Consider the following 19,601-nt stretch of genomic DNA (forward strand, 5'->3'; position numbering starts at 1 on the left):
CACTCAGCCCGCCGTCCGGGTGTACTCGGCCATGGCGGCGTCGATGCCCGCGCCCAGGTCCACCTCGACGCCCAGGTCGCGGAGCCCGCTGCCCAGCGCGGTCAGCCCGATGATCGGGTAGAGGCCCGTCGCGGTCGGTCCCATGTGCCCGATGTGGATGATGTTCCCGGCACCCTGACCGGTCGACAGCATGACCCCGTAGAGCTCGCGGATGTGCTTCGACAGGTCGGTGTGGACGATCCCCTCCGGCACCCGGACGGCCGTGATGGGGTTGCCCGAGATCGCCTCCGACCGCGGCCAGAGCGACAGGCCCATCGCGCGCACCCCCGCACGCGTCACCGCGGCGGCCCGGGCGTGACGCGCGATCGAGGCGTCGACACCCTCCTCCAGCATCTGGTCGAGAGCGGCCTCCAGCCCGACGACGTCCGTCACCGAGGGCGTGAACGGGAAGGTGCCGTTCTCGAGCCAGCCCACCTTCCAGTCGATCAGCGACACGTAGGAGTAGCGGGGAGCGCGCGGGTTGGCGAGCATCCGCTCCCACGCGGCCGGACTGACCGACACCATGGTCGCTCCGACCGGCCCGCCGAGGCACTTCTGTCCGCCCGAGACGCAGACGTCGAGCTGCCACTCGTCGGCCTCGAAGGGGACCCCGCCGACGGAGGAGAGCGCGTCGACCAGCGTGAGCGCGCCGTGCCGGTGGGCGATCGGGCCGATGCGGGAGCAGTCGGAGATCGTGCCCGACGGCGTCTCCGAGTGCACGACCGTCACCAGCTCGATCTCGGGATGCTCGTCGAGGTAGGCGTCGACCGCATCCGGGTCGACCGCGTCGTCGTAGTCGACCTCGATCTCGTGCAGAACCGCGCCCCACGCCGTCAGCCACGAGCCCATCCCCTTGCCGTAGACGCCCTGCACGAGATTGAGCACGTGCATACCCGGGGTGACCAGCGAGCGGCCGGCGCCCTCCAGGGCGATGATGCCCTCGCCCTGGAGCAGCAGCATGTCGTTCGACGTGCGGAAGAACGCCGCCGCCTTCTCGGTGGTGCGGCGGAAGGTCTCGAGGAAGACGGGGTCGAGGTGGTAGACGATCTGCGATCCCAGCGCGTCGAGGGTGCGGGCGGACGCCATCGTCGGTCCCGCGGCGAGGGTGAAGTCGGGTGCTCTCATGGATCTCACGATATGACTAGGGCGTCTCGCAAGTCGAGAAGAATGGAGCATCCGAAACGCAGTGTTCACACGCCCCGGACTAGTTAGGCAATGTAATTGATCAATTCGAGATAGGCTCGCCCGGTGCCCGATCCCGACGACCTCGCCTCGACCTTCCGCGACGCGCTCCGTCCGCTGTTCCGGCGGTTGATGCAGGAGCGCACGCTCTCGCTCAGCAAGACGGGCATGCTCGCCCGGCTCGACGAGCAGGGCGCGGCCACCGCGGCCGAGCTCGCCGCGGCCGAGCAGATCACCGCACAGGCGGTCGCCGTGGCGTTGAGGGAGTTGGAGGATCGCGGCTTCGTGTCGCGCACGGTCGACCCGGATGACCGCCGACGGGTGCAGGTGCGACTGACGGACGACGGGCGCGATCGACTGGGGGAGGAGCGGGCTCGCGGCACGCGGTGGCTCGAACGTGCCCTCCGCGAGAGACTCGACGACGCGGATCGGGCCGCCCTCGAGGCGGTCGTCCCCGTGCTTCAGAAGCTCTCGGAGACGGACGCCGATGCGTGAGCCGGGGCGGCGTCTGCTGCCGTCGCTCGTCTACGCCGCGCTGTCGACGGCGATCGTCAGCTCGCTCGGCATGCTGCTCGTGCCGACCATCTCGCGAGAGCTCGTCGTCCCGATCGGCACCGCGCAGTGGATGCTCACCGTCAACCTCCTCGTCGGTGCGGTCGCGACGCCGGTGATGGGTCGACTGAGTGACGGGCCGCACAAGAAGGCCCTGCTGATCGGCGCCCTCGTCGTGATCCTCGCGGGCTCGGTGATCGCCGCGACGGCCACCGACTTCACCGTGTTCCTCGTGGGGCGTGCCCTGCAGGGCCTGACGTACGGCATCGTCCCGGTCACGATCGCGCTGGCACGCCGCTATCTCCCGAAGGAGCAGACGGCACGAGGCATCTCGAGCCTCTCGGTGACCGTGGCGACGGGCATCGGGATCGGCTACCCGCTGACCGGCATCATCGCCGGCGTCGCGGACTACGAGTGGGCCTTCTGGTTCGCGGCCCTGTTCGTCGTGACCGCCATCGTCGTGGTGCTCGTCGTCGTGCCGCGCGGCCCCGACCGGGAGGCGCCCCGTACCGGGTTCGACGTCCCGGGGGCCCTGCTGCTCGCCGCGGGGCTCGGCTCGCTCCTGCTAGCCGTGAGCGAGGGGCCGACGTGGGGATGGGGCTCACCGACGACGATCGGATGCTTCGTGGCCGCCGCCGTGCTGCTGGCCCTCTGGGTCGTGGTCGAGTTGAGGGTCGCACATCCGCTCATCAACCTCCGAGTGCTGCGGAACCCCGAGGTGCTGCTGGCCAACGCCACGGGGTTCGGTCTGGGCACGGCGATGTACATGGGTCTGTCGATCGGCAGCCTCATCGCGCAGGCCCCCGCCGAGACCGGATACGGGATCGCCCTGCCCGTGTTCTGGGCTGGCTTCGTGATGTTCCCGCTCTCGGTGGGCAGCTTCCTCGCCAACCGGCTCACGCACGTGATCACCCGGCGCATCCGGATGACGACGCTGCTGCCCCTGGGAGCCGCCGTCGTCACGGCGTCGATGATCCTGCTGCTCATCGCCCACGACGAGCTCTGGGAGATCCTCGCCGGGATGTTCCTGTTCGGCGTCGGGATCGGCAGCACCTATGCGGCCATGCCGGGGCTCATCGCCCGCAGCGTCGCCATCGCGGAGCTGGGGAGCGCGGTGAGCTTCAACCAGGTGCTGCGCACGGTGGGCGGGTCGTTCGGGAGCGCCATCTCGGGTGCGGTGCTGGCGGCGCACATGGCGACCGACGGGCATCCCACCGGGAGTGGGATCGAGTTCGCCCTCGCACTCGGGGCCGCCGGGTGCGCTGCCGTGCTGATCGCGCTCGTCGCCGACCACCTCCGCGGCCGTGGCGGGGTCGCCGGGCCGGGCCCCATCTCGTCGGTCTAGCGAGCCGGGCCGGCGTCAGGGCGCGTTGTCGAGCCCGGCGAGGTGCTCGATGAGGGTCTGGCGCTTCGACGAGGTCTCGCTGAAGAAGGCCTCGTCGGCGTCCTCGACGGCGCGAACGGCGGCGCGGGCCGCCTCGACGCCCGCCGCGGTCGCGACGACCCTGCGTGCTCTCCGATCGGCGGGATCGGGCCGCCGCTCGACCAGGCCCTTCGCCTCGAGGGCTCGCAGGACCTGCGAGACCATCATCGTGTCGACGCGGACACTCTGCGCCAGCTCGGACTGGGTCACGCCGTGACGGTCGGAGGCCCAGGTGAGCGCGGCGAGCAGCACGAACTGGACGTGGGTCAGATCGAAGGGGGCGAGCGTGCGGCGCATCAGCGCCTGCCAGCGGTTCGTCACCCGCCAGAGCATGAAGCCAGGGCTGGCGTCGTCGGACTCGAAGCGCGTGCCCAGGCCGTCGATCACGAGGCCATCCTCTCAGGGGCGACCGGATCCGGCCCGTGATCGACGGTCGTCTCTCGGGGTCACGCCGCCTCGACGATGCCGATGAGGCGATCGAGGTCCTCCGGCACGGAGGTGGCGAAGCCCTTGAATGCTGTCCGTGCCCAGAACCAGCTCAGCGGGCCGTCGAGCCGGACCTCGACGGCCAGTTCCGATCCCGTCTCGGTCGGCTCGACCGTGTGGCGGAAGGTCAACCGCGCGCCCGGGACCGAGCTGACATCGGTGTACGCGCGATCCCTCTCGCACTCAGAGATCGTGAACCCCGTCTTCGGCCCGCCGGCGGGCTTCAGGACGCCCCGGGCGCCGACTCGGACGGGCCCCTCCACACGGGTCCACTCCGTGTCGGGGGACCACGCGGGCCAGGAGGCGTGGTCGATCCATTTCGCGAAGAAGCGGTCGGGGCGGGCGGAGGACGTGCGGGTGGCGGAGGCGAGGGTGATCATGGAGATAGTATGCGCGCTTACTATTGCGTACGTCAAGCGGAGGCGTGAGCAGTACTGCTCCCGTGGGAGCGACCTGCGCCCCGCGGTCGCTAGCGTCGAGGCGTGCGCTCACCCCTCCTGGCCAAGGCCGCCCTGCTCGTCTCCGCCGGTGCGCTGATGCTCACCGGCGCCGTCGCCGGTGTCTCCGCGCCGGCCCACGCCGTCGACAGCTGCCGCTCGATCCCGGTCGAGGCCGACGGGCCTCTTCGCTCGGCCGAGGCGCGGGCCGCCTTCGGGGTCGATGGATCCGGAGTCACGGTCGGGTTGATGTCGGACTCGTTCGACGTCTCGCAGGGCGTGACGACATGGCAGGACGACGTGGCCTCGGGAGTGCTCCCCGGGCCGGGCAACCCGTGCGGCTACGAGCAGCCGGTCGAGGTCGTGCAGGAGAGCACGCGCGGCGGGATAGACGAGGGCCGCGCGATGGCCCAGCTCGTGCACGGCATCGCGCCGGGTGCCCGGTTGGTGTTCGCCAGTGCCGGCGGCAACGTGGACACGGCCGCGGATTCGGTGCGCGCACTCGCTGCCGCGGGCGCCCAGGTCATCGTCGACGACGTCTCGCCCGCCGGAGAGCTCGTCTACCAGAAGACCGCGCTCTCGCTGGCGATCGAGGACGTCAGGGCGCAGGGGGTGCTCTACCTGACGTCGGCGGGCAACGAGAACATCGTCGGAGCCGCGGGGACGGCCGCGGAGGGCCGGCCGATCTCCGGCTGGTCGACCCCGGCGTACCGTCCCCTGGCATGCCCCGCGTGGGTCACGCTCGACGACTCCGTGGTGGACTGCCTCGACTTCGACCCGACCGGTGCCTCGCCCGATCCGACCTACGGCCTGACCCTCGGGGAGGGGAAGTCGCCGAACGAGCTCATCCAGTGGGGCGAGCCTCAGGACGGGGCGAAGACCCGGCTGGTCCTGCAGCTCTACTCCCTCGAGTCGGACACGCCGGAGCTGATCGCGACGTCCCGCCCGCTCGCCGAGGGGCCCGGGGTGACCGCCGCCACGCTCGACCCTCTCGACGACCCGGTCGAGGCCGGTGAGTACGCCTTCGTCGTGGTCCGCGCGGCCGCCGATCCCGACTCCCTGCCGGCCGTGACCGTCGCGCCCGAGATCGCCGGCGCCGACGTGCAGGCGGTGGAGTACGACCGCAGCACCGGTCCCGACCGCGTGGGCGTGACGACGTACGGACACCAGTCCGACGGGTCGGTGTCGGCGACGATCGGCGCAGCCCGCTGGTCGACGCCCGACACCCTGCGCGACTACAGCTCGCTCGGGCCCGGGACGCTGCTCTTCGGCCCGACGCGCGAGGACGAGCAGCCGGCCGCTCGGCTCCCCGAGCCCGAGGTGGTTCATGCGCCGCAGATGATCAGCGTCGATGGGACGCGGACGTCGTTCTTCGGCTCCCGCTCCGTCGTCGACGGCGAGGTCCAGTACCGGTTCAGCGGCACGTCGGCAGCCGCGCCGAACGCGGCGGCCGTCCTCGCCCTCGCCTGGTCGCTGAAGCCGGGCGCCGGTGCAGACGCCATCCTCGCAGCCGCCCAGCGGACGGCGAGACCGATGGTGAACCCCTACGCCGACTTCGGCTTCGCCGACGAGGACGTCGTCGGGTCGGGACTCATCGACGCCTCCGCGCTCCTGACCGACCTGGCGGGCGCCCCTGGCCCGGCCCCCGCCCCCTCGCCGTCGGGATCCGCCTCCGTCACCCTGGCGGCCACGGGTGCCACGCCGGCGGGGCCGTTGCTCGCGGTGGCGATGCTCACGCTGCTGGCCGGCGCGGCGGTGGCGGGCGCCCGCCTCCGAGCGGCCCGCCTCCACGCACGGCGCGGCTGACTCGCCCGGGTTGCGCTGTCGCCTCGGCACCCCAGGCACTGCGTCGAGCCGCGAGAAGGCGCCCCTTCGCGAGGGAACGAAGGGCGTCTTCTCGCGGCTCGACGGGGTCTGAGGCGCACGCTCAGCGGTACCTCATCCTGCGGCAAGCGCCGTCGCCTACGCTTCACCTCGACTGACCCGTCGCCGGGCCCGCGGAGCCCGCCCGAACGGCTCGGCGGGTCTCGGCGACCCGACGAGGACGGATGCCCCTTGCCCACGAAACCCCGGCACCGCGCCTCGGCGCAGTACGCGATCCTGCAGCCCTCCGCGCATCCGCGCCGGATCCTCGTCATCGCGGTCGGCGTCGTGGCGCTGGTGACGGTGATCGGATTCGTGCTGCGCGGTCATCCGGTCGACGCCGGTCTCTCGGCCTGGTTGAACGAGGCCCACGTCGGTGCGATCGGGGCGATCGGATCCGCGGTCTACGCCGCGTTCTCGCCCATCCCCGCCATCATCGAGACGACGGTCATCGCGGCCCTCATCTGGGCGTACACCAGGCAGCTGCGGGTCGCCCTCGGCTTCGGCCTGATCATCGCGATCACCTGGATCCCCTCCGGGATCCTGAAAGAGATCATCGGCCGACCCCGGCCCGATCCGGTGATCCTCCCGCACCCGTTCGACCCCGTGCAGGTCGATCCCTCCTTCCCCAGTGGCCACACCGTCTACGCGACGGCGCTGGTCGTGGCGCTGCTGTTCCTCGCCGGGCGGACGCGCTGGCGCGTCCCGGCGCTCGTCGGCGGGACGGCGCTCATCCTCGTGGTGGGGGTGTCGCTGAGCATCGATGCCGTGCACTACCCGACGGACGTGCTCGCCTCGATCGCCTGGGGTCTCGCGGTCGCCCCCGCGGCGCGGCTGCTCGTGATCGTCGTGTTCCCGCGGCTGCCCTGGTGGCGGGCGCACGGCGGGCGGGGTCAGTCGCGGTAGCCGAGGTCGCGGGAGAGCTCCTGCGCGTTCTGCGCGACGAAGCGCGCGAGGGAGGGCAGGCGGTCGCCGATCCGCATCTTGGGGGCGCTGACGTTGAGGGCGGCGACGATGCGGCCGCTGAAGTCGCGCACGGGTGCTGAGGCGCCGACGACGCCGAGCTCGAGCTCCTCGTCGAGCAGGGCGTAGCCGGTCGAGCGGATGCGCGCCAGCTCGGCGCGGAGGCTCTCGAGGTCGGTGACCACCGCCTTGTCGCCGGGCGGCGACTGGAGCACCGAGAAGCCGGCGCCGCGGGGTGGGATGGGGCCGACGATCGGCTGGTCCTGCCCGTGCTCCTGGTACCACTGCGCGAGGGCCTCGTCGTCCCAGTCGGAGAGCAGCACGCGACCGGACGGGGTCCGCCAGGCCGCCGTCGTGATGCCCTCCCATCCGGTCGTGCGGAACTCGTGCGGACTCAGCTCGCTCGCGATCGTCAAGACGTTGCCGCCGCGGAGCACGCACAAGTGCGCCGTCTCGCGGGCGTTCTGCGCGATGCGCCGCAGGCGGAAGCGGGACTCGCCGATCATCCTGCTCTCCATGGTCATGGCGGCGAGCGCGAAGAGGCGGTGGCCGAGACGGTAGCTCAGCGTGTTCTCGTCGCGGTCGAGGAGACCCGCGTCGGCGAGGGTCGCCAGCGTGCGAGAGACCACGGACTTGTCGCGGCCGGTGAGCTGCGCGATCCGCACCACGCCCATGCCGTTCGAGACCTCGGCCTCGGCGCCGCCGAGCAGTTCGAGGATCTCGATGTCGCGGGTGAGCCCCGACGAGTTGCGGCGGGGTGAGCCAGTTTCGGTCATCGCCCCACCCTACGTTGTCATTTGCGCACCCTCAAGTGGCCGGATGGCACCTCCAATCCCTAGAGTGCGATACGTCCACACGCAACACGGACGAGCTCGATGGAGAGAAGAGAGGGTGCCCTCGGCATGGACATGAACATCGGCGAGAGCTTCGTGGGAGACGGCGTCAACGCCGCCCACATCAACACGGTCGCCGGGCCTCGCTCCGGCCCGGCGGGGACCGCCTGGGCCACGGCGCTCGCCAGCCCCAGCGCCGGACACGTGCCGTTCGTCGCGGTGCTCGCACCGTCGCTGCCGGTGAAGCCGCTCACCCTCTTCGTCACGAAGTCGGCGCCCGCAGGCGACGAGCACGGCAACCACATCTGGGGCCCTGCACAGGCCGGCGTGGCCGCGGGCGTCGCGGATGCGGTCGCCGCCGGCGTGATCACCCGCGAGGAGTGCGACACCCACGTGATCATCGCCGCGGTCTGGGTGAACCCGGGCGCCGATGACGCCGATGCGGTGTACCGCCACAACCGCGCCGCCACCGCGACGGCACTCCGCAACGGCGTCGAGCGCCTCCCGGCCGTCGACGACGTGCTCGCCGCGAAGGACCGCCCGTCCAACCCCTTCTACACCGCCCCCGAGTCTGGAGACCGCGCATGAGCGACCCTCGTCCCACGGTGGGATTCATCGGCCTCGGCAGCATGGGCGGCGGCATGACCCGCAACCTGCAGCGGGCCGGCTTCCCCCTCGTCGTCACCGATCTGCGCCCCGAGTCGGCGACGGAGCTCGTCGCCGGGGGCGCGATCTGGGCCGACACCGCCGCCCAGGTGGCGGCGGCCAGCGACCTCGTCATCACCATGCTGCCCACTCCACGCCACGTAGCGGATGCGGTGAGCGGCCCGGACGGCGTCCTCGAGGGCATCCGCGACGGCGGCACCTGGATCGACATGTCGACGTCGGTGCCCGAGGTGGCCGACGCCGTCCGAACGGCGACCGACGGTCGCGGCCTCCACATCCTCGACGCACCCGTGAGCGGGATGTCGGTCGGTGCGGCCAACGGGATGCTGCAGATCTTCGTGGGCGGCGATGCCGACGACGTCGCCCGGCTCCGCCCGGTGTTCGAGGCGATGGGCGACCCGGAGCGCATCCTCCACGTCGGCGGCCACGGTGCCGGATACGCGGTGAAGCTGATGATCAACCAGCTCTGGTTCTCGCACCTGGTCGCCACCGCCGAGGTGCTCGCCGTCGGCGTCAAGGCTGGAGTGGATCTCGGCGTGCTGCGCGACGCCCTCGTCGCGAGCCCGGCGAACAGCAACTTCGTCGAGCACGACGTGCTCTCGATCCTCGAGCATGGCGACTATGACGAGGGATTCGCTCTCGCTCTCGCCTGCAAGGACCTCGGGCTCTCGGTCGACCTGGCCCGGGCTGTGAACGTCCCGGTCGAGCTGTCGGGCCTCGTCGAGCAGGTCTTCCGCCGGGCCAAGGCGAGCTACGGTGACCGGGCGGGGGAGATGGCGCCCTTCCAGCTCTACGAGGACCTCGTCGGCACCCCGCTCCGCCTGAACCCTGTCGAGGAGGGAGTCCGATGACGATCGAGAAGACGGCCGGAGCCGCCGAGGTCGCGCTCCTGGAGAGGGTGCCCACGGGGCTCCTCGTCGACGGCGAATGGCGTGACGCCTCGACGGGGGCGCGCTTCGACGTGATCGACCCCGCCACCGAGCGGGTGCTCGCCCGCGTCGCCGACGCGAGCCCCGAGGACGGCAAGGCGGCGCTCGACGCCGCCGCGCGGGCGCAGCGCGCGTGGGGCCGGACCGCTCCCCGCGAGCGGGCCGAGATCCTCCGCCGCGCGTTCGAGCTGGTCACGGCGCGGGCGGAGGAGCTCGCACTGCTGATGACGCTCGAGATGGGCAAGCCGCTCGCCGAGTCGAGGGGCGAGGTCGCCTACGGCGCGGAGTTCCTCCGCTGGTTCTCGGAGGAGGCGCCGCGCATCGCGGGCCGCTACTCCACCGCCCCGGACGGCCGGAACCGCCTCATGGTGGTGCAGCGTCCCGTCGGACCCAGCCTGTTCATCACCCCCTGGAACTTCCCGCTCGCCATGGCGACCCGCAAGATCGCCCCGGCGATCGCGGCGGGCTGCACGATGGTGCTGAAGCCCGCGGCCCTCACGCCGCTCACGGCGCTCCTCCTGGCCCAGGTCCTCGAGGAGGCGGGGTTGCCGCCCGGCGTGCTCAACGTCATCCCCACCACCAGGGCCGGCGCCGTCACCGGGCCCCTCATCAAGGACACGCGACTGCGCAAGCTCTCGTTCACGGGGTCGACCGAGGTGGGACGCCGGCTGATCGCCGACTCGGCCGATCAGGTGCTCAGGGTGTCGATGGAGCTCGGCGGCAACGCCCCGTTCCTCGTGTTCGAGGACGCGGACCTCGACGCCGCCGTCGACGGCGCCGTGCTGGCGAAGATGCGGAACGGCGGAGAGGCGTGCGTGGCCGCCAATCGGCTGCTGGTGCACGAGGACGTCGCCGACGAGTTCACCCGCCGCTTCGTGGAGCGGATGGCGGCCTTCACCACGGCGCGCGGCACCGAGCCGCAGTCGACCCTCGGTCCGCTCGTCGATGCGGCCACCCGCGACAAGGTGGCGTCGCTGGTCTCGGGCGCGGTCGAGGACGGCGCCCGGATCGCGCTCGGCGGGACCGCCCCCGACGGGCCGGGCTACTTCTATCCGGCCACCGTGCTCGTCGACGTGCCGCAGGATGCGCGCATCCTCGACGAGGAGATCTTCGGCCCGGTCGCCCCCATCACGACGTTCCGGACCGAGGAGGAGGCCGTCCGGCTCGCCAACGCGACGCCGTTCGGGCTCGTCTGCTTCGCCTACACCCGCAGCCTCGACCGGGGTCTCCGCCTGGCGGAGGAGCTCGAGACCGGCATGCTGGGCATCAACGCCGGCGTGGTGTCGAACCCCGCGGCGCCGTTCGGCGGCGTCAAGCAGTCGGGGCTCGGCCGCGAGGGCGGATCCGAGGGCATCCACGAGTACCTCGAGACCACCTACGTCGGGATCGCGGACCCGTTCGCGAGCGTCGACCGAGAGGGTGCCTGAGCATGGACGTCTCCGAGTTCTCGACCTCCTTCTTCTCGCTGGAGGGCAAGCGCGCGATCATCACCGGCGGCAACACCGGGCTCGGGCGCGCCTTCACCGTCGCGCTGGCGGCGGCCGGGGCGGACGTCTTCGTCCCCGGTCTCGCCGCCGACGACGGCGAGACCGAACGGCTGGTCGCCGGCCACGGGCGACGCTACGCGTTCGTCGAGGCCGACATCACCACGCTCGGCCGGGCCGACGAGGTGGTCGCGCAGTGCGTCGACACCCTCGGCGGTCTCGACATCCTGGTCAACTCGGCGGGGATCTCGCTGCTGGCCGAGGTGCAGGACTTCGGGCGCGACAAGTGGGACCCGATGGTGGCGGTGAACCTCACGGCCGCCTTCGAGTTCGCCCACGCCGCCGCGCGCGTGATGATCCCGCAGCGCTCGGGGAAGATCGTCAACATCGCGTCGCTCTTCTCCTTCCTCGGCGGCAGGATGTCGCCCGCCTACGCGGCCACGAAGGCCGGGATCACCGGATTCACCCGGGCGTACGCCGACGAGCTCGGCGAGCACGGCATCCAGGTGAACGCCCTCGCGCCGGGCTACTTCGCCACCGCCATCACAGAGCGCACCCGCTCCGATCCCGACACCAACCGTCGCGTCCTCGAGCACATCCCGTCGGGGCGTTGGGGCGACCCGGCCGATCTGATGGGCGCGCTCGTCTTCCTCTCCTCGCGCGCGGCCGACTACGTCACCGGGACCACGCTCGTCGTCGACGGCGGATACCTCGTGCGATGACCGCGCCGCACCCCGTCCATCCTCCGCACCCCGTTCACCCGCCGGTCGCCCACTCCCGATAGGACAGTCCCCATGCCCGCCTCCCGTTCCCCGCTCAGCCGCGACGAGATCGCCGCCGCCCTCACCGGGCTCCTCGGCGCCGACGCGGTCGACACCAGCGACGCCGCCCTCCGTGAGGCGAGCGTCGACCGCTTCAAGAAGTACACGGCCGCCCACGGCATCTTCGACGGCCCGTTCCCCTCGGCGATCGCCTACCCCGAGTCGACGCAGCAGGTCAGCGAGGTCCTCCGGTTCGCGAACGAGAACCTCGTCGCCGTCGTCCCACGGACCGGCCGCACGGCGACCGAGGGCGGCCTCGAGACCGTGGTCGCCGACTCCATCGTGCTCGACTGCTCGCGCATCGACTCGATCGTCTCGATCGACGCCGAGAACATGATGGTGACCGTCGGATGCGGTGTGCCGCTGCAGAGGCTCGAGGACGAGCTCCGGCCTCTGGGCCTGACCACCGGCCACTCCCCGCAGTCGAAGCCGCTCGCGCAGTACGGCGGACTCACCGCCACCCGCTCGATCGGCCAGTTCTCGACCCTCTACGGCGGCATCGAGGACATGGTCGTCGGGCTCGAGGCGGTGCTCGCCGACGGCACGGTCACCCGGATCAAGAACGTGCCGCGCCGAGCGGCAGGGCCCGACATCCGTCACCTGGTCATCGGCAACGAGGGCGCCCTCTGCGTGATCACCGAGGTCACCATCAAGGTGTTCCGGTTCCAGCCGGAGAACTACCGCTTCTTCGGGTTCCTCGTCGACGACTTCGCCACCGGCGTCGACGCACTGCGCGAGCTGGTGACCGCCGGATACCGGCCGAGCGTCGCCCGGGTGTACTCGCCCGAGGACGCCGGGCAGCACTTCTCCCACTTCTCGGACGGCAAGAACGTCGTCGTGCTGGTGGCGGAGGGGCCGAAGCGGATCGCGGACGCGACGGCCGAGGCCATCCTCGAGACCTTCGCCGAGCGACCCCATGTGCGCGTCGACGACGAGCTCATCGAGCAGTGGTTCCACCGGCTCAACTGGGGCCAGGAGGCCATCGACAAGGAGCGCGCCGACATGATCGAGCGGCCGCATCTCGGGTACACCACCGAGGTGTCGGTCGACTGGTCACGCGTCGACGAGCTGTACCACGCGGTCATGGACCGCGTGCACCGCGAGTTCCCACGGGCCGACGACCTCACGATGCTGGGCGCGCACTCCTCGCACAGCTACCAGACGGGGACCAACCTCTACTTCGTCTACGACTACTGGATCAGGGTCGACCCGCGCGACGAGATCACCGAGTACCACAAGCCCCTCAACGCGATCATCGTCGAGGAGGCGCTGCGGCTGGGGGGCTCGATGGTGCACCACCACGGGATCGGGAAGTACCGCACCGACTGGACGTTCGAGGAGCACGGATCCGCGTATCCGCTGTTGGAGAGGCTGAAGTCGGCCCTCGACCCGAACGGCATCATGAACCCGGGCACGATCTTCCCGCTCGAGGACGGTGCTCCCGCGATCGCGGTGCGGACGTCGGCGTGACGCGCCACGTCGTCGCGATCGACAACGGATCGCAGTCGACGAAGGTGCTGGTCGTCGACGAGCACGGCGCAGTCAAGGCGTCGGCGCGGGTGGGGCTGCGGCCGTACGAGACGCCGGCGCCCGGGCACGTCGTGCATCCGGGTGATGACGTCTGGGACTCCATCGCGGCGGCCACGCGCGTCGCGCTGGAGCGATTCGACGGCGACCACGCGAGCATCGTCGGGGTCGGGCTCTGCACGATCCGGTTCTGCCGGGCGTTGCTCCGCGCCGACGGGTCGCTGGCGGAGCCGCTGCTCAGCTGGATGGACGACCGTGTCGGCCGCCCGTTCGACGGCGCTCCCGGCGTCGAGCGGCTGTCGACCTCGTCCGGCTACGTCGCCCACCGGCTCACCGGCGAGTTCCGCGACGCCGCCGCGAACTTCCAGGGCGTCTGGCCGATCGACCAGCGCACCTGGCGCTGGTCGGACGATCCGGCCGCCTACGAGACGACGGGCATGCCGAGGGGGATGCTGCCGGAGCTCGTCGAGCCCGGTGGTCTTCTGGGCACGGTGACGACGGACGCGGCGCAGGCCACCGGCCTGCCCGTGGGGCTGCCCGTGTACGCCACGGCGAATGACAAGGCCGTTGAGGCGCTCGGTGCGGGGCTCGCCCACGATGACGAGCTGCTGCTCTCGCTCGGCACCTACATCTCCTCCATGACGATCGCGCCCGGGCCGGACAGCGGCACCGCCTATTGGACGAACTTCGGATCTCGTCCGGGTCAGTACCTCGCCGAGAGCGAGGGCATCCGGCGCGGGATGTGGACGGTGAGCTGGTTCCGCTCACTGCTCACCGAATCCCCGCCGACCGGGCCGGCAGCCGACACCTCGCCGGTCGTCGCCTCGCAGGACGACCTCTACGCGCTGGAGGCCGAGCTCTCCCGGGCGGCGGCGTCCTTGCCGATGGGCAGCGACGGCGTCACCGTCGTGCTCGACTGGCTCGCCACGGCCGACGAGCCCACACGCCGCGGTGCGATCGTGGGGTTCTCCGGTTCGCAGGGTCGTGCCCACATCCACCGTGCCATCCTCGAGGGCATCGCGTTCACGATGGCCGACCACGCCGAGGCGATGGCGGCCGAGCTCGGCCGGAGCTTCAGCTCCCTCCTCGTCACCGGGGGAGGGGCGCACTCCGACCTCATGCTCCAGCTCGCCGCGGATGCCTTCGGACTGCCCGTGCGGCGGTCCCGGGTGGACGACGCGGCCGGCATCGGCGCGGCGGTCTGCGCCGCGGTCGGAGCGGGGCTGCATCCCTCGTGGGACGCCGCCGTCGCCCGGATGGTCGGGGTGCTGCCCGCGGCCGAGCCCGGCGGCGAGGCGCCTGCCGCCGCCCGCCTGCGCGCCGTGCACCGCGGTGTCCGCGAGCGCGTCCGCGCGCTGTCGGCGTGGACCGCGGAGCAGGGCCGCTGACCGGGTCCGCAGGGCGCGCTGCGCAGGCGATGTCATTTCGCCAACTTCGATTGAGGAGTGAACAAGTGACGCCCTACGGTAAGAATCACCTCGATGATGAGAAGGAGACGATGTGGACGGTCTGCTGACGTTCTGGTCACGTCGCTGGGATGACATCCTGCAGCTGGTGCTGGAGCACCTCGCGGTGGTCGCCCTCTCCATCGCGATCGCCTCCCTCATCGGCGTGCTGATCGGCCTCCTGGTCTGGAACAAGCCCATCCCGCGTTCGGTCGTGATCGCTGCGGCGGGAGTCGCCCTGACCATCCCGTCGCTCGCGCTGCTGGCCCTCATCACGCCGGCCTTCGGGCTCGGCTGGGCCCCGACGGTCTTCTCGCTCGTCTTCTACTCGCTGCTCCCGATCGTGCGCAACACGGTCGTGGGGCTCCGCGGGGTGTCGCCGGCGATCGTCGAGGCGGCGAAGGGCGTCGGCATGAGCCCGCTGGCCGTGCTGCTCCGCATCCAGCTCCCGATCGCCTGGCCGGTGATCCTCACCGGCGTCCGGGTGGCCGCGCAGCTCACGATCGGCATCGCCGCGATCGCCGCCTACGTGGCCGGGCCCGGGCTCGGGCAGTTCATCTTCCAGGGCCTGTCGTCCCTCGGGTCGAAGAACGCCCTCAACTACGCGCTCACCGGCACGCTCGGCGTCGTCATCCTGGCCCTCCTCGTCGACGGCCTGTTCGTCCTCATCACCCGCTACAGCACCTCAAGGGGGCTCCGTGCCTGATTCGACCGCCACCGCAGTCACCGCGATCTCGACCACCGCCGAGGGAGCGGGCGGCGCCTCGCTCAGCCTCCGCGACGTCTCGAAGGTGTACCCGGGGCAGAGCGCCCCCGCCGTCGAGGACTTCACCATGGACATCCGACCGGGCGAGCTCGTCATGTTCGTCGGCCCCTCCGGATGCGGGAAGACCACGACCATGAAGATGATCAACCGGATCATCGAACCGACGTCGGGGTCGATCCTCATCAACGGGCGCGACGTGCTCTCGCTCAACCCGAACGACCTGCGTCGGCACATCGGCTACGTCATCCAGCAGATCGGGCTCTTCCCGCACATGACGATCGCCGAGAACATCGGTGTCGTCCCGAAGCTCCTCGGCTGGTCGAAGCAGAAGACGGCCGCTCGCGTCGACGAGCTCCTCGAGACCGTCCAGCTCGATCCGCGGGAGTTCGCGTCGCGCTTCCCGAAGCAGCTGTCCGGCGGCCAGCAGCAGCGGGTCGGGGTCGCCCGTGCGCTCGCCGCCGATCCGCCCATCATGCTCATGGACGAGCCGTTCGGCGCCACCGACCCGATCACACGCGAGCGTCTGCAGGCCGAGTTCCTGCGGCTGCAGGCGAGCATCGGCAAGACCATCGTCTTCGTCACGCACGACTTCGACGAGGCGATCAAGCTCGGCGACCGCATCGCCGTGCTCAGCCAGCGCAGTCGCATCGAGCAGTTCGACACCCCGGCGGCGATCCTGGCGAAGCCCGCCAACGAGTACGTCTCCTCGTTCATCGGAGCCGGCGCCGCGATCAAGCGGCTCGCCCTCATCCCGGTGTTCGAGGCCGAGCTCGGGCCGGTCACCGGATCGGCGTGGTCGGTGCCGATCGACGCGACGCTCCGCGACGCGCTCGACCTCATCGTGCTGCACGGGGCCGCCGCCCTCGACGTGGTCGAGGCGGGCAAGGCCGTGGGGTCGCTCGACGTGGAGCGGATCTCCGCGGCGCTCGGCTCCGAGGTCCCGATCGGTGGCCTGCCCACGACCGGGCATCCCGGAGGGCGGCTGTCGTGACCGTCACCGTCGCCGACGAGATCGCCGCCGAGACCGAACGGCCCGTCCCGATCTCCCGCACCCGGCGCCTCTTCGTGTGGCACCGCTTCATCACGCCGCTCATCGTCGTGGTCGTGCTCGGCCTGCTGCTGCTCTGGCTCTCGAGCCTCCAGCTCGACAGCATCGAGCAGCGCACGCTCAACTGGGACTACATCGCGCTGCGCGTGAGCGAGCACCTCAGCCTCACGGTCGCAGCCTCCGCGCTCGTCGCCGTACTCGCGATCCCGGCCGGCATCCTGCTCAGCCGCACCCGGTCGCGGGTGCTCCGCGGCACCATCCTCGGCATCGCCAACATCGGTCAGGCCACACCCGCGGTCGGCGTCGTGATCCTTCTCGCCATCGTCTGGCAGACCGGATACACCACCGCGCTCGTCGCCCTGGTGATCTACGCCTTCCTCCCCGTGCTGCGGAACACGATGATCGGCCTGCAGCAGGTCGACGCCAACGTGACCGAGTCGGCGCGCGGGATGGGCATGACCGGCGGGCAGGTGCTGTGGCGGATCGAGCTGCCGCTCGCCGTCCCGGTGATCCTCGCCGGCCTCCGCACCTCCCTCGTGTTCTGCGTGGGCGTCGCGACCATCGCCACCTTCATCAACGCCGGCGGCCTCGGCGACATGATCGTCAACGGCCTCAAGCTGCAGCGCTTCCCCGTGCTCGTCACCGGAGCCGTCCTCGTCGCCTGCATCGCGCTCCTCATCGACTGGCTGGCCGCCGTCGCCGAGGATCTCCTCCGCCCCCGCGGGATCTGACCCCGCCCCCGACCCGCATCCCCAACCCTCACTGCACCCTCGCATCACCAAGGAGAACCACCATGAGATCACGCACCGTGCTCGCGCTGGCCGGCATCGTCGCCGCCGGCGCGCTGGCCCTCACCGGCTGCTCCGGCTCGTCCGGCAGCGGAGGAGGCGGCGGCGGAGACAGCCAGGGCGACGAGCTGTCCGGCCTCACCGGCGACATCGGAGCCAAGGACTTCTCGGAGCAGTACATCCTCTCCCACCTCACCAGCCAGCTGCTCAACGCCCACGGCGCCGACACGAAGGCGAACACGCAGCTCGTCGGATCCGCCAACGTACGCCAGGCGCTCGAGAACGACGAGTTCCTCGGCTACTGGGAGTACACCGGCACGTCGTGGATCACGTACAACGGCAACACCACCCCGATCCCCGACGCGCAGGAGCAGTTCGACGCCGTGAAGAAGGCGGATGCCGAGAAGGGCATCGCCTGGATCGACCCGGCCGAGCTCAACAACACCTACGCGTTCGCGATCCGCTCCGACAAGGCGAAGGAGCTGGGCGTGACCAAGCTCAGTGACATCGCGAAGCTGCCCGAGAGCGAGCAGACCTTCTGCATCGAGAGCGAGTTCTCGACCCGCGATGATGGCTGGCCCGGGCTCAAGGCGGCGTACGGCATCACCGTGCCCGACTCGAACGTGTCGCTGCTCGACACCGGCGTGATCTACACGGCCACCCAGAAGGGCGACGACTGCAACTTCGGCGAGGTGTTCCAGACCGACGGCCGCATCTCGGCTCTCGACCTCACCGTGATGCAGGACGACAAGAAGTTCTTCCCCGTGTACCAGGGCGCCTTCACGCTGAAGCAGTCGACCCTCGACGAGTACCCCGCGATCGCGGATGTGCTGAAGCCCCTGAGCGATCTGCTCACCACCGAGACGATGCAGCAGCTCAACGCCAAGGCGGACGTCGACGGGGAGGACCCGGAGGACATCGCGACCGACTTCCTCAAGGAGAACGGTCTGATCGACTGACGCCGGGCATCCGACAGGCGACGACGGGCACGGAGGGCATCCCTTCCGTGCCCGTCTCCCTCTCTCGAGGAGTGTGAATGAAGATCACCGAGATCCGGCTGCACCGGATGGTCCTCCCGCTCGACCCGCCGTTCCTCGCCGCGTGGGATCCGCATCCGCGTAGGTCGTTCCCCGCGACGCTCGTCGAGGTGCGCACCGACGAGGGTGTGACCGGGTACGGCTCGGGCGACACGATGTCGGGATTCGAGGAGTACGAGCATCTGTTCCTCGGCACCGATCCGCTGCGGATGCTGGAGCAGGTGCGCCGCCTCGAGTCGGCGACCTTCCACGGCGGCCGATACTGGCCGCTCGAGGCGGCGCTCTGGGACGTCGTCGGCCAGGTCGCCGGCCTGCCGGTCAGCGTGCTGTTCGGGGGAGCGCGGGATCGGCTGCCCGTCTACGCCTCCAGCGGCGAGCTGAAGTCGCCGGGCGACCGCGTGGAGTCGGTGCTCGCCGCGCGCGAGCTGGGGTTCCGGGCGGTGAAGATCCGGATCGCCCGCGACCGGCCGGCCGAGGGGATCGCGGCGGTGCGCGCGGCCCGGGAGGCCGTCGGCGACGGGTTCGACCTCATGGTCGACCTCAACCAGATGTGGCGGATGGCGGGCGACGTCGAGCCCGCGCTCCCGCTCGCGACCGTGCATCGGATCGCCGCCGAGCTGCGCGACCTCGGGGTGCTGTGGCTCGAGGAGCCGCTGCCGCAGACCGACGTCGTGGGCGCACAGCGCGTGCGCGCCCAGACGGGGATCCAGGTCGCGGGCGGGGAGATGGTGAGGAGCCTGCCCGAGCTGATCGCGCTCGTCGAAGCCGACGCCTTCGACATCTACCAACCCGACGTCGTCCTCGCTGTGGGGATGCTGCGGGCCCGGCAGGTGGCGGAGTCGGCGCAGCTGCGGCACCGCCGCTTCACACCGCATACCTGGAGCAACGGGCTGGGCCTGCTGGCGAACCTCCACGTCGCGGCGGGCGTCGACGCGGGCCCCTACCTCGAGTACCCGTTCGACCCGCCCGGCTGGACCCCGGAGCGCCGCGACTTCTTCCTCGATCCCATCCGCATCGCCCCCGACGGCACCCTCCCGGTCCCGCCCCGCCCGGGCCTGGGCGCGACCATCGACTGGTCCGCGGTGCACCGCTTCGCGGTCTGAGCCCGCGCCGCCCGCCCGCCCGCCGCGCCCGCTGCGGGGGCCGTGGGTGGAGTGCCCGGGGTGGGACATGCAAGCCCACCGTGAGTCGGAACGCGGCCTGGGGGTGACGAACAGGTGAGGGATCGGAGGACGCCCGGTGCTCAGATGAACGGGCCGTGAAGAACGTCGGACATCTCTCAGGGTGCTCACAGGTCGTCGATAGCGTGTCT

General features: G+C 71.1%; 19 protein-coding genes. 15 read left to right on the forward strand and 4 right to left on the reverse strand.

The features are described from left to right. Positions 1–3: 3 nt before the first annotated feature. Positions 4–1,164, reverse strand: coding sequence for a pyridoxal-phosphate-dependent aminotransferase family protein (locus ACFJGV_RS14220; RefSeq protein ID WP_378144640.1), 1,161 nt, complete (start codon positions 1,162–1,164; stop codon positions 4–6). Positions 1,165–1,287: 123 nt separating this feature from the next. Here ACFJGV_RS14220 and ACFJGV_RS14225 point away from each other — a divergent pair, with 123 nt between their 5' ends. Together ACFJGV_RS14225 and ACFJGV_RS14230 are read left to right on the forward strand one after the other, a co-directional pair. Continuing rightward, positions 1,288–1,716 carry a MarR family winged helix-turn-helix transcriptional regulator gene (locus ACFJGV_RS14225; protein ID WP_378144641.1) on the forward strand — a complete coding sequence of 143 codons (429 nt, stop codon included), beginning with the start codon at positions 1,288–1,290 and terminating at the stop codon, positions 1,714–1,716. Beyond that, positions 1,709–3,118 carry an MFS transporter gene (locus ACFJGV_RS14230; protein WP_378144642.1) on the forward strand — a complete coding sequence of 470 codons (1,410 nt, stop codon included), beginning with the start codon at positions 1,709–1,711 and terminating at the stop codon, positions 3,116–3,118. The genes ACFJGV_RS14225 and ACFJGV_RS14230 overlap by 8 nt, the downstream gene beginning before the upstream one ends. A 15-nt stretch (positions 3,119–3,133) precedes the next feature. Here ACFJGV_RS14230 and ACFJGV_RS14235 read toward each other — a convergent pair whose 3' ends face one another. Both ACFJGV_RS14235 and ACFJGV_RS14240 read right to left on the reverse strand, forming a co-directional pair. Further along, entirely contained in the window at positions 3,134–3,583 is a 450-nt protein-coding gene (locus tag ACFJGV_RS14235) for a MarR family winged helix-turn-helix transcriptional regulator (RefSeq protein ID WP_378144643.1), read from the reverse strand. A gap of 59 nt (positions 3,584–3,642) precedes the next feature. Continuing rightward, on the reverse strand, positions 3,643–4,062 hold the full coding sequence (locus ACFJGV_RS14240) for an SRPBCC family protein (RefSeq protein WP_378144644.1): 420 nt from the start codon (positions 4,060–4,062) through the stop codon (positions 3,643–3,645). A 102-nt stretch (positions 4,063–4,164) separates the two neighbouring features. Here ACFJGV_RS14240 and ACFJGV_RS14245 point away from each other — a divergent pair, with 102 nt between their 5' ends. Together ACFJGV_RS14245 and ACFJGV_RS14250 are read left to right on the forward strand one after the other, a co-directional pair. Then, complete coding sequence (locus ACFJGV_RS14245; protein ID WP_378144645.1) at positions 4,165–5,925, forward strand: S8 family serine peptidase; 1,761 nt, start codon at positions 4,165–4,167, stop codon at positions 5,923–5,925. Between the two features lie 249 nt (positions 5,926–6,174). Then, on the forward strand, positions 6,175–6,888 hold the full coding sequence (locus ACFJGV_RS14250) for a phosphatase PAP2 family protein (RefSeq protein WP_378144646.1): 714 nt from the start codon (positions 6,175–6,177) through the stop codon (positions 6,886–6,888). Here ACFJGV_RS14250 and ACFJGV_RS14255 read toward each other — a convergent pair. Further along, complete coding sequence (locus tag ACFJGV_RS14255; protein WP_378144647.1) at positions 6,876–7,721, reverse strand: IclR family transcriptional regulator; 846 nt, start codon at positions 7,719–7,721, stop codon at positions 6,876–6,878. The genes ACFJGV_RS14250 and ACFJGV_RS14255 overlap by 13 nt on opposite strands. A gap of 126 nt (positions 7,722–7,847) precedes the next feature. Here ACFJGV_RS14255 and fae point away from each other — a divergent pair, with 126 nt between their 5' ends. The 11 genes from fae to ACFJGV_RS14310 all read left to right on the forward strand — a co-directional run bounded on the left by fae (position 7,848) and on the right by ACFJGV_RS14310 (position 19,392). Next, positions 7,848–8,366: a formaldehyde-activating enzyme gene (fae, locus tag ACFJGV_RS14260; RefSeq protein WP_378144648.1), complete on the forward strand. Its 519-nt coding sequence runs from the start codon at positions 7,848–7,850 to the stop codon at positions 8,364–8,366. Continuing rightward, on the forward strand, positions 8,363–9,295 hold the full coding sequence (locus ACFJGV_RS14265) for an NAD(P)-dependent oxidoreductase (RefSeq protein ID WP_378144649.1): 933 nt from the start codon (positions 8,363–8,365) through the stop codon (positions 9,293–9,295). The genes fae and ACFJGV_RS14265 overlap by 4 nt, the downstream gene beginning before the upstream one ends. After that, positions 9,292–10,800 (forward strand): NAD-dependent succinate-semialdehyde dehydrogenase, encoded by a 1,509-nt coding sequence (locus ACFJGV_RS14270; RefSeq protein ID WP_378144650.1) that lies wholly within the window; start codon positions 9,292–9,294, stop codon positions 10,798–10,800. Before ACFJGV_RS14265 ends, ACFJGV_RS14270 begins: the two co-directional genes overlap by 4 nt. A gap of 2 nt (positions 10,801–10,802) precedes the next feature. After that, positions 10,803–11,579, forward strand: a complete 777-nt coding sequence (locus ACFJGV_RS14275) for an SDR family oxidoreductase (protein WP_378144651.1) — start codon at positions 10,803–10,805, stop codon at positions 11,577–11,579. Between the two features lie 72 nt (positions 11,580–11,651). Then, a complete protein-coding gene (locus tag ACFJGV_RS14280; RefSeq protein WP_378144652.1) occupies positions 11,652–13,148 on the forward strand; it encodes an FAD-binding oxidoreductase in 1,497 nt (498 codons plus the stop codon). Next, positions 13,145–14,593 (forward strand): FGGY-family carbohydrate kinase, encoded by a 1,449-nt coding sequence (locus ACFJGV_RS14285; RefSeq protein WP_378144653.1) that lies wholly within the window; start codon positions 13,145–13,147, stop codon positions 14,591–14,593. Before ACFJGV_RS14280 ends, ACFJGV_RS14285 begins: the two co-directional genes overlap by 4 nt. 121 nt (positions 14,594–14,714) lie before the next feature. Then, positions 14,715–15,356, forward strand: a complete 642-nt coding sequence (locus ACFJGV_RS14290; RefSeq protein WP_378148736.1) for an ABC transporter permease — start codon at positions 14,715–14,717, stop codon at positions 15,354–15,356. After that, positions 15,349–16,407 (forward strand): ABC transporter ATP-binding protein, encoded by a 1,059-nt coding sequence (locus ACFJGV_RS14295; protein WP_378144654.1) that lies wholly within the window; start codon positions 15,349–15,351, stop codon positions 16,405–16,407. Before ACFJGV_RS14290 ends, ACFJGV_RS14295 begins: the two co-directional genes overlap by 8 nt. Before the next feature lie 50 nt (positions 16,408–16,457). Continuing rightward, positions 16,458–17,195, forward strand: a complete 738-nt coding sequence (locus ACFJGV_RS14300) for an ABC transporter permease (protein ID WP_378148738.1) — start codon at positions 16,458–16,460, stop codon at positions 17,193–17,195. 62 nt (positions 17,196–17,257) lie between these two features. Next, entirely contained in the window at positions 17,258–18,211 is a 954-nt protein-coding gene (locus ACFJGV_RS14305; protein WP_378144655.1) for a glycine betaine ABC transporter substrate-binding protein, read from the forward strand. Between the two features lie 77 nt (positions 18,212–18,288). Further along, complete coding sequence (locus tag ACFJGV_RS14310; protein ID WP_378144656.1) at positions 18,289–19,392, forward strand: mandelate racemase/muconate lactonizing enzyme family protein; 1,104 nt, start codon at positions 18,289–18,291, stop codon at positions 19,390–19,392. Positions 19,393–19,601 lie beyond the last annotated feature (209 nt).

Origin of the sequence: Cnuibacter sp. UC19_7 (assembly GCF_042699995.1) — a bacterium.
Taxonomy (GTDB): Bacteria; Actinomycetota; Actinomycetes; order Actinomycetales; family Microbacteriaceae; genus Cnuibacter.

Bases quoted from the DNA above. Each gene is read 5' to 3' on its own strand.
- ACFJGV_RS14220 (WP_378144640.1), bottom strand. From the start codon at position 1,164: ATGAGAGCACCCGACTTCACCCTCGCCGCGGGACCGACGATGGCGTCC.
- ACFJGV_RS14230 (WP_378144642.1), top strand. From the start codon at position 1,709: ATGCGTGAGCCGGGGCGGCGTCTGCTGCCGTCGCTCGTCTACGCCGCG.
- ACFJGV_RS14240 (WP_378144644.1), bottom strand. From the start codon at position 4,062: ATGATCACCCTCGCCTCCGCCACCCGCACGTCCTCCGCCCGCCCCGAC.
- ACFJGV_RS14255 (WP_378144647.1), bottom strand. From the start codon at position 7,721: ATGACCGAAACTGGCTCACCCCGCCGCAACTCGTCGGGGCTCACCCGC.
- fae (WP_378144648.1), top strand. From the start codon at position 7,848: ATGGACATGAACATCGGCGAGAGCTTCGTGGGAGACGGCGTCAACGCC.
- ACFJGV_RS14265 (WP_378144649.1), top strand. From the start codon at position 8,363: ATGAGCGACCCTCGTCCCACGGTGGGATTCATCGGCCTCGGCAGCATG.
- ACFJGV_RS14270 (WP_378144650.1), top strand. From the start codon at position 9,292: ATGACGATCGAGAAGACGGCCGGAGCCGCCGAGGTCGCGCTCCTGGAG.
- ACFJGV_RS14275 (WP_378144651.1), top strand. From the start codon at position 10,803: ATGGACGTCTCCGAGTTCTCGACCTCCTTCTTCTCGCTGGAGGGCAAG.
- ACFJGV_RS14280 (WP_378144652.1), top strand. From the start codon at position 11,652: ATGCCCGCCTCCCGTTCCCCGCTCAGCCGCGACGAGATCGCCGCCGCC.
- ACFJGV_RS14305 (WP_378144655.1), top strand. From the start codon at position 17,258: ATGAGATCACGCACCGTGCTCGCGCTGGCCGGCATCGTCGCCGCCGGC.
- ACFJGV_RS14310 (WP_378144656.1), top strand. From the start codon at position 18,289: ATGAAGATCACCGAGATCCGGCTGCACCGGATGGTCCTCCCGCTCGAC.